Annotated in this window: 1 pseudogene; it reads right to left on the minus strand. The window is 50.7% G+C overall.

The features are described 5' to 3' along the window. Positions 1 to 2,948 (minus strand): annotated as a pseudogene (locus ACOJTG_RS15345) (hypothetical protein); the annotation flags it as partial.

Consider the following 2,948-nt stretch of genomic DNA (forward strand, 5'->3'; position numbering starts at 1 on the left):
GTCGGAGCTACCAGCAAGGAGTCAAACGATTTTACCTGTTCCTGCGTAAAGATCAACCAGCGTTGAGCAGTAGCGGCATCCGTAAGGTCGAACGGTACGGTATTGATTGATTCAGGGGAACTAGCAGCCAGCGTAGGCGAAGAATAATTGTTTTGTGGTACGGTGATCCAGTACGCTTTCGCCATGAAGTTCTTTTCGTCAGTGCCCACCTTCGTATCATACCGGGCTCCCATCAACTGGAACGACTCGGCTCCACTTGCCGTCAGTCCAATGCTATTGCCCTGATAGCTGAAGTACTTACCCGTAGCGGCGTTGCGGAGTTGATAAAACGCCGTAGCAGGATCGAACTCAACGTACCAAGCCGCCCGATCATCGGTCAGAATACTTGACCCGGAAGCTTTCTTATTCACAAGTTGTCCGGATTCGTTTTCTGCCAGGAACGAGGTGTTGAGCCCTACTTTATTACCTTCTACCTTGAGGTAATACTTTTGGGAAGGCGTATGCTCGAACGTGTACGCAGGAGTCGTAAAGCCGCGTGAAGGGTTAGCCAGCCCATCTTCACCCAAGGCCTGCGTAACCAGGGCGTGGGCAGTATACAGAAACTCGTTGCCAGTGTCTTCGTGAGCACCGTTGATTCCAAAGGGCCACATGTGTACGGCATCGCCCGTCATGGATCCATCCGTATTGTTTTCCAAAAACTGTACTAATTTATTGGCTCGTTCACCCAACCAACGGCCCCGGCTGCCTTCCGCCCGGAGTGGCGAATTCGGGCCATACCAGATCCAGTGCTGTCCTACCCCAATGGTGTGGTTCATTTCGTGCAAAGCCGTTCCCGTTCGCTGATAGCTCGGGTTGGCACCAAACTGCATGTATCCACCATAACTCGCCTCTGCGGTAGGCGTGCCTGCATTGTAATTAACCGACAAATGATGATCCTTAACACTAGTCAGGTTATTGTAGTAATACACCCCTGATTCAACGGCTTGCTTGATGCGAGGGTAGTTATCCCCCCCATTTGTCACACTTTCCCGCAATTCGTACGTGACTGTACCCTTAGGAATCGTGATCACTTTCAGTACTTTACCGTAGCCCACCGCAAAATTCGGACCGATTGCGTAGGCCCGCATGTAATAAATGGTGGCGGGTTGCAGGTTTTCGAGCCGGTAAATCGCTCCATTGTTCGAGAAGAATTTGGTCGTTCGGTTATCGGAAATTTTCGGATCCGGTGATGTACTCCAGCAGAAACCCTGCTCAACAATATCTTTTTGAGCAACGCCCGAAACCGTACTACGGCCGAAGGCCATTGTAGCTCCCCGAGCGAAACGCGAGTCCGTAACTACTACCGGAGCGGAACCAGTTGCGTTGGCTACTCTGAACATGAGCATGGCTTCATAGAGCTCACGGGGAGCTTTCTGTACATTGCTCAATTCAGCGTCAAGGTTGTTGACCAACGTCGTATTCTGGTCAATCACCGCTTTGAACGCAGCCGCTCCCTGGCCACTACCATTACCATAGACGACAAGGGCTGAATCCACAGCGATTTGTAATTTCCCATAGGCGTCAACGGATATGCGGGCCGTTTTCAGATCCGTCTCCAGTTGAGCAATTCGCTCGGCCACTTCCGTCCCATTCTGATCCAACGTTACTTTAGCAGCGGCTACGGCCGTTTCCAGAGCGGTACGATTGGTACTCCGCATTTTTTTACCTAGTACAATCGTAGCTGAATCCACCAGACTTTGCAATCTTTCTCTCAAAGCATCCGTAGCGGCACCCTTGTAGTACAGCCGGAAGTTATCGCAGGCCATCCAGTTACCCTTGGAATTTTCCGTTTTGAAACCCACAACGGCGGTACCGTCTACGACCAAAAAGTCAACCGAGTACTCACCTTTTGCTTTTACCTCGGCTTGGGCGTTATTACCGAATACAAAACCGCCGGGTTGCCCCGTATCGGGATTCTGGGAAATGTTCTGTGCTCCAATGGTCAGGGTGTACTTTCCATTCGGCAGGTCTTTTACTTGCTGAGAAACGCTTACGTTCGGCACGGGAGGACTGCTCGCCCATCGCTCGGCGTAGGTATTGCCGGCTTTCTGAGGATTAAAGTCTGCATTGTTTTGCGTGTACAAACCCGTATTGTTCCAGCCCGTAAAACCCGATTCAAAGCTGGGGTTAACCATCCGTTGCGTCATGTCCAGCGGCGTGGTATTCGATGCATTGGTATAACGATAGGCTAAAATGGCGGCATTGATTTCGTCGGGACCCTTTTGTAAATCCGTCAATGCGGCGTCCAGATTAGCAACTAAAGCCTTTTTTTGATTGATAACCGCCAACAAAGTAGCCGCCTCTTTGCCACTGCCGTCGCCGTAGGCAGCCGTTCCCGCGTCAATGGCCGTTTGTAATTGGGTATAGGCATCGTTAGATACCCGGGCTGCCGTTAGGCTCGTCTCTAGTTGCTTGACTCGCTCAGTCAGTTCCTCTCCCCCAGCGTTTTGGGATATGCTTTGTTTGGCAGAAGCCAGGGCACTTTCAAGGGCAGTACGAGTCGCGTTTTGCATTTTTTTAGCCAACACGTCCGGGGTCGAATCGACCAGAGCCTGTAGCTTTTCTTTCATCGCCTCCGTAGCTACACCCTTGTAATACAGACGGAAGTTATCACAGGCGGCCCAGTTCCCTTTGGAATTGTCTGTTTTGAAACCAATGACGGTGGTACTGTCCATCACCAAAAAGTCGATCGTGTACTCATTTTTTACAGTAACTTCTTTTTGGGTCGTATTCGCAAATACATACGCTCCGGGTTGTCCGCTCAAGGGATTTTCTGTAATGTGTTGTGCCCCTACCTTGAGCGTGTATTTGCCGTAGGGTAAGCCCTTTATTCGTTGCGACAGTGTTACGTTGGGTAATGGTGCAATACCCACCCATCTTTCCGCGTACGTATTCCCTTCCTTCTGAGG

Source organism: Siphonobacter sp. (genome assembly GCF_048595215.1).
Lineage (GTDB): Bacteria > Bacteroidota > Bacteroidia > Cytophagales > Spirosomataceae > Siphonobacter.